8 protein-coding genes and 1 pseudogene are annotated in these 5,506 nt (G+C 63.9%); 2 read left to right on the forward strand and 7 right to left on the reverse strand.

Going from position 1 to position 5,506, the window contains the following annotated elements:
• The coding region (locus EN884_RS23885) for a LysR family transcriptional regulator (protein ID WP_128360768.1) at window positions 1–275 on the reverse strand (275 nt) is incomplete at its 3' end.
• A gap of 110 nt (window positions 276–385) precedes the next feature.
• Here EN884_RS23885 and EN884_RS23890 point away from each other — a divergent pair.
• Window positions 386–571: a hypothetical protein gene (locus tag EN884_RS23890; RefSeq protein WP_063170431.1), complete on the forward strand. Its 186-nt coding sequence runs from the start codon at window positions 386–388 to the stop codon at window positions 569–571.
• Between the two features lie 37 nt (window positions 572–608).
• Here EN884_RS23890 and EN884_RS23895 read toward each other — a convergent pair whose 3' ends face one another.
• Complete coding sequence (locus tag EN884_RS23895) at window positions 609–1,568, reverse strand: sugar-binding transcriptional regulator (protein ID WP_013528410.1); 960 nt, start codon at window positions 1,566–1,568, stop codon at window positions 609–611.
• 259 nt (window positions 1,569–1,827) lie between these two features.
• Between EN884_RS23895 and EN884_RS23900 the strand changes: the two genes are divergently transcribed.
• Window positions 1,828–2,460: an HAD family phosphatase gene (locus tag EN884_RS23900; protein ID WP_063169754.1), complete on the forward strand. Its 633-nt coding sequence runs from the start codon at window positions 1,828–1,830 to the stop codon at window positions 2,458–2,460.
• Window positions 2,461–2,544: 84 nt separating this feature from the next.
• Here the strand turns inward: EN884_RS23900 and EN884_RS23905 are convergent, their stop codons facing one another.
• From EN884_RS23905 to EN884_RS23925, 5 genes and pseudogenes are all read right to left on the reverse strand, one after another.
• Entirely contained in the window at window positions 2,545–3,312 is a 768-nt protein-coding gene (locus EN884_RS23905; protein WP_024502042.1) for a class II aldolase and adducin N-terminal domain-containing protein, read from the reverse strand.
• A gap of 77 nt (window positions 3,313–3,389) precedes the next feature.
• A complete protein-coding gene (gene ureG, locus EN884_RS23910) occupies window positions 3,390–4,034 on the reverse strand; it encodes an urease accessory protein UreG (protein ID WP_013528407.1) in 645 nt (214 codons plus the stop codon).
• Window positions 4,031–4,471 carry a DUF3995 domain-containing protein gene (locus tag EN884_RS23915; RefSeq protein WP_024502040.1) on the reverse strand — a complete coding sequence of 147 codons (441 nt, stop codon included), beginning with the start codon at window positions 4,469–4,471 and terminating at the stop codon, window positions 4,031–4,033. Before EN884_RS23915 ends, ureG begins: the two co-directional genes overlap by 4 nt.
• Window positions 4,468–5,139 carry an urease accessory protein UreF gene (locus EN884_RS23920; RefSeq protein WP_164895125.1) on the reverse strand — a complete coding sequence of 224 codons (672 nt, stop codon included), beginning with the start codon at window positions 5,137–5,139 and terminating at the stop codon, window positions 4,468–4,470. Before EN884_RS23920 ends, EN884_RS23915 begins: the two co-directional genes overlap by 4 nt.
• Window positions 5,132–5,506 (reverse strand): annotated as a pseudogene (locus tag EN884_RS23925) (urease accessory protein UreE); the annotation flags it as partial. The pseudogene EN884_RS23925 and the gene EN884_RS23920, both read right to left, overlap by 8 nt.

Here is a 5,506-nt window from a genome sequence, read left to right on the forward strand (position 1 = left end):
GCATAGGCCTGGCCGAGAATGGCGAAGGCCTCGCTGACCGCTGGCGCAAGGCGCTGTCCAGCCTCGGTGAGTGCGATCTGGCGCGGCCGGCGCAGGAACAGCGGCGCGCCGACCCGTTCCTCCAGCACCTTGATCTGATAGCTGACCGCCGCTTGCGTCATGGCAAGTTCCTCGGCCGCCTTGGTGAAGGAAAGATGCCGCGCCACCGCTTCGAACACCCGGATCGCCTGCAGCGGCGGAAGCTGTGAAACCTGCCGAGAGCTGAGGTCCGGCATAAAGCCTCCTTATGGGTCCTTATCGACGTTCGATTGGCAAAGGCCGCCGTCAAGACCGACATTTCCAGTCAACCCGTCATTCGGGTTCAGGATAGCGAAGGTTGACGATCATGACCATGGCGCAGCAAAAATGCACTTCCGCACCCGATCATCGCTGGTTTTCGTGGCTGACGGATGGATTCGGCTGGTTCGCAGCCAAAAAACGGGCACATCTCGACATCAGGGACCTGTCGCCGCATCTGCAGCGCGATCTCGGTTTTCTCGATGGCAACGACCATTTCGGGCGGCACAGCTAGCGCGGTTGGTTTTATCGCAAATCAGTTGTGCTTCCGGTCAGATGCTGGCGAGCAGCGCGGCGGCGGTCCGTTCATCGGTGATGAGGCCGTTGATCAGCCGCCGGTTCGCGGCCGCCAGAATGCCCGGCAGCTTTCGTTCTCCCATCGCCAGTGCGATGACCAGCGATTTCTCGCGTGACGGCAGCGACGCCGACGACACCCGGTCGTTGGTGATGCCCTCGATCATGCGGCCTTCCCTATCGAACACCCAGCCGACGATCTCGGCGATGCCCCCGGCCTTCTGCAGCGCCTTCAATTCGCTCTCCGAAATGAAGCCGTCCTCGTAGAGCGGCGCCTTGGGGCCGAGGTCGCCGATGCCGATGAAGGTGACGTCAGCCTCGGCGGCAAGCGCAAGCGTCGGCTGGATCATCGGCTGGTTGAGCAGCATCTCGCGCTCCTCCGGCGACGAGGCGATGACCGGCAGCGGCATCGGAAACGAACGCGCCTTGACCCTGTCGGCCATGGTGAAGATGACGTTGTAGAAAGCGGCCGAGCCGTCCGGCGAGATGTTGCCGGTCAACGACACCACCTTGTGCTGCGGGCATTCCATCGGCGGCAGCTGCTCGATCGCCGCCTTCAGCGTGCGCCCGGTGCCGATCGCCATGACGATCGGGGTCGGTGAACGCAACCGTCGCTCGATCTCGGCGGCAGCCGCCTCGGCGATGCCGATCGTGGTCGAGGACGAGTTGGGGTCGCTCGGCACCACTTCGACCAGATCGAGCGCAAAGCGCGATCTCAGCCGTGCCGCCAGATCGAGGCAGTTGGCGATCGGATGGTCGACGCGAACCTTGATCAAGCCCTCCGACACCGCCAGCGATACCAGCCGCTGCGCCGTTTGCCGCGAGATGCCAAGCGTCGAAGCGATCTGGTCCTGTGTGTTGCCGGCAACATAATAAAGCCAGCCGGCGCGTGCCGCATCGTCCAGCCTGTTGCTGCCACCATCCTGCCGGCTATTCAAAGTCCTGCCTCCCGAGACCGCCGGTCATGAGAGCGGCCCATGCCCACTTTCGCAGGGAACGGCCTGCTGCGCAATTGTCAAATCTCGGGGGCAATTGCTTGCTGTCCCTCGGCGTAGGCACGGCCCAGTTTCTCGTCTCCCCACGATGTCTGTCTCGCCAAGAGACTTGGCTGCGGTCCCGGCAGGCGGCACGTTCTTGCGCTCCGAAGGTTTATCTCCCGGCTCAAACCCTTTAAGGGATGGCAAAAAGGAGCCTCGCATGACGCCGAAAGCGGTTTTCTGGGACATGGACGGCACGCTGGTCGACAGCGAACCGCTGCACGAAGCTGCCCTGGTGGCGGCGATGCGCAATGTCGGCCTTGTCCCGCCGAACGATCTGCATGAGCGCGTGCTCGGCGTCGCCGCCTGGCCGGTCTACGAGATGATGCGCGACGAGTTCGGCCTGGACCTGCCTTTCGACGACTGGATCCTGCGCAAATACGAACACTACCTGCCGCTGGTGGAGAGCTTGAAGCCGCGCCCCGGCGCGATCGAGATCTTCAACGAGCTGCGTACAAGAGGCATCCAGCAGGCCGTGGTCTCGAATTCGGACCGGATGATCGTCGACGCCAATTTGAGCATGGTCGGCCTGATCTACCCCGGCATGAAGACGATCAGCCGCAACGACGTGCGCGAAGGCAAGCCGCATGCCGAGCCATTCCTGCGCGCCGCGTATCTGGCCGATGTCGACCCCGCGCAGGCGGTGGCGATCGACGACAGCTGGCCGGGCGCCATGGCAGGGCTGGCGGCGGGAATGAAGACGATCTTCTGGCCGGAAAAGCCGATGGAAGGCCCGCCCGGCGCCGTCGTCATCAACAGCGCCGAGGAATTGGGGAAAGAGCTGGGGCTCTGAGGAAAACCGCCCAGGTCGGCGCCGTCCCTCATCCGCCTGCCGGCACCTTCTCCCCGTATAGTGACGGCACGGGGAGAAGGACGCTCAATTCCGGTAGACCGGTTCCTGCTCGTCGAGGATCGCCTTCAACTCGCTGAGATGGCGTTCGGCCTGGCCGGGATAATCGTCCATCTCGCTCGCCGCCTTTTCGGCGATCGCGTCAGAAAGCGTGCGCAGCGGGCGGCCGGTCCACAGCGCCTTGATGTATGTCTCGGCGGCGCGTTCGAAATAGAACATGCGGTTGAAGGCATCGGCGACCGTGTCGCCGATGACCAGCACGCCGTGATTGCCCATCACCATCACCTTGACCTTGGGATCGACGAGAAGCTGCGAGCAGCGCTCGCCCTCCTCCTCGAAGGCCAGCCCGCCATAGTGCGCGTCGACGACATGGCGGTTGAAGAACATCGCCGAATTCTGGTCGATCGGCGGCAATGTCGAGTCAGCGAGCGATGCCAGCACCGTAGCGTGGATCGAGTGCACATGCATGACGCAGCGCGCGTGACGCACATTGCGATGGATGGCGCCATGCAGCCCCCACGCCGTCGGGTCGGGCGCATTGGGGCCGGAGAGCGTTTCCGGATCGTTGGCATCGATCATCAGAAGGTCGCTCGCCTTGATGCGCGAGAAATGCACCTGGTTGGGGTTCATGAGGAATTGTGTGCCCTCATCGTTGACGGCCAGCGAGAAATGATTGGCCACCGCCTCGTGCATGTTGAGCCGCGCCGTCCAGCGGAAGGCACAGGCGAGATCGACGCGCTCCTCATAGTAGGGCAGGTTGGTCAGCGTTTCCTTTTGCAGACGGGCAAGGCTCATCGAAAAATCCTCCGGTTTCGGCAAGAATGCCGTGGCCAGCCCATTCCCGCAACCGGTTTTGGTTGGTGCAGGGATGCTCACGCCGCCGTGCTGGCAGCGGCAGCGCCGGCTCGCAGGCCGCCATGCTCGATGATGAAATCGATCACCTCCTGCAGTCCCTTGCCGCGCGACAGGTCCGTGAAGCCGAACGGCCGCTTGCCGCGCATGCGGCCGGCGTCGCTCTCCATCACGTCGAGGTTGACGTTGACGTAAGGAGCCAGATCGCTTTTGTTGATGACCAGGAAATCGGAGCGGGTGATCGCCGGCCCGCCCTTGCGCGGAATCTCCTCGCCCTGGCAGACCGAGATGACATAGAGCGTCAGGTCGGCGAGATCCGGCGAGAAGGTGGCGGCAAGGTTGTCGCCGCCGGATTCGATGAAGACGATGTCGAGGTCCGGGAACTTCCTGTTCATCTGCGCGATCGCCTGCAGATTGATCGAGGCATCCTCGCGGATCGCGGTATGCGGGCAGCCGCCGGTCTCGACACCCATGATGCGGTCCTCGGGCAGCGCCTGCAGCCGCGCCAGCATCATGGCGTCTTCCTTGGTGTAGATGTCGTTGGTGACGACGGCGATGGAAAACTCGTCGCGCAGCGCCTTGCACAGTTTTTCGGTCAGCGTCGTCTTGCCCGAACCGACCGGGCCGCCAATGCCGACGCGCAGCGGACCATTTGTCTGTGTCATGCGGGAAACTCCGTGATGGCGAGGATGGCAAAGCCGAGCCCGATCAACAGGCACAGCGGCGAATAATAGCGGACATCGAGCCGCGCGAAAGGCTGTTCAGGCGTCAGCCGCCGCCACCATGGCGTGAAGCCGGCTATGCCGCGCCCCAGGAACACCAGACCGATGAGCAGCGACGTGGCGGCGAGACCCTCCTTGGGGAAGGGTGAAGCGAAGACTCCCATGAGCGCCAGCGGCCATAGTGTCGCCAGGCACAAGCACGCGGCAACGGCGAAACTGGCAAACGGCGTCGGCATCTCATCGACGCCGCGAAAGCCGACCACGGCGCGAGCGCAGGAGGCTGCGTCCTGGCCCGGCCAGATGCCGCCAAGGCCCCAATAGACATGCAGAACGGTGATCAGCAGCAGGACAAAGGATAGCGAGAAGGCGAGAAAAATCATGAGCGGAACAGTCGCGAATATTGGGTTTCATGCTTCATCGCCATGACATCGGAGACGAAGGCGCAGCCACCGAGATCGTCGAGTGTCGAGCGCGCGGCGCGGCTTGCGGTCGCCAGGGCCAGCGGCTCGAAGCCGTCTAACAACGTGGTCGCGCCGCTCTGGCCGACGATGCCAAGCCGGATCGCTGCCTGCACAAGGTTGGAGAAGAAGGTTTGCAGGAAGGCTGACAGCGCATCCTGAAGCGCGATGCCGTTGCCACCCGCAATGGCGCCGACGGCGACGCAATAGGCGCATTCGGCCGGCAGGCGCTCCAGCACCGGATTAGGCCAGGCGGCCGCCGCTTTGAGGAAGGCTCCACCCTGGAGCATGGTCTCGGTATGGCGTTCGCGCGAGCCGGCCAGGGCTTCGGCGAGTGCCGCCACTTCATCGAGATCACCGGTGCCGCATGCTCGGCGCCAGCTCTCGGCGAACAGCACGGCGTCGTTCCAGCCCGAGCCCATCTCGACCAGCGTCTCCAGCCAGCCGGCGAGGCTCCCGGCATCGGCAACCAACCCGTCATGCACCGCCCGCTCGAGACCATGGCTGTAGGAAAAGCCGCCGACCGGAAAGGCAGGCGACAGCCACGCCATCAGCCGCAGCAGGGCGATGTTCGAAGGCTGGTCAGTCATGATCGTGGTGATGGCCGGCATGACTGTGCGAATGGGAATGCGCTTCGCCATGAGAATGGCTGTGCGCTTCGGCGTGCGCATGCGCATGGCCGTGATCGTGGCTTTGCCCAGCATGGCCGGAATAGGCGCCGCGCACCGGCTTGAACGGTTCGGAAACGTCGGTCACGGTGGCGCCCAGCCCCTCCAGCATCGCCTTGATGACATGGTCGCGCAGGATGAGGATGCGTCCGGCCTCGATGCCTGCCGCGAGATGGCGGTTGCCGATATGCCAGGCGAGTTCGGCCAGATGCACGCCATCGCGGGCGCGGATGTCGTAGACCTCTTCCGGTGCCGCGATGATCTCGATATGGCCGCCATTCTCCAGCAC

The sequence above is a fragment of the Mesorhizobium sp. M7A.F.Ca.AU.001.01.1.1 genome, from assembly GCF_004022735.1.
GTDB lineage: Bacteria > Pseudomonadota > Alphaproteobacteria > Rhizobiales > Rhizobiaceae > Mesorhizobium > Mesorhizobium ciceri.

Coding starts and splice junctions, on each gene's coding strand:
- EN884_RS23890 (WP_063170431.1), top strand. CDS start 386: ATGACCATGGCGCAGCAAAAATGCACTTCCGCACCCGATCATCGCTGG.
- EN884_RS23900 (WP_063169754.1), top strand. CDS start 1,828: ATGACGCCGAAAGCGGTTTTCTGGGACATGGACGGCACGCTGGTCGAC.
- EN884_RS23905 (WP_024502042.1), bottom strand. CDS start 3,312: ATGAGCCTTGCCCGTCTGCAAAAGGAAACGCTGACCAACCTGCCCTAC.
- ureG (WP_013528407.1), bottom strand. CDS start 4,034: ATGACACAGACAAATGGTCCGCTGCGCGTCGGCATTGGCGGCCCGGTC.
- EN884_RS23915 (WP_024502040.1), bottom strand. CDS start 4,471: ATGATTTTTCTCGCCTTCTCGCTATCCTTTGTCCTGCTGCTGATCACC.
- EN884_RS23920 (WP_164895125.1), bottom strand. CDS start 5,139: ATGACTGACCAGCCTTCGAACATCGCCCTGCTGCGGCTGATGGCGTGG.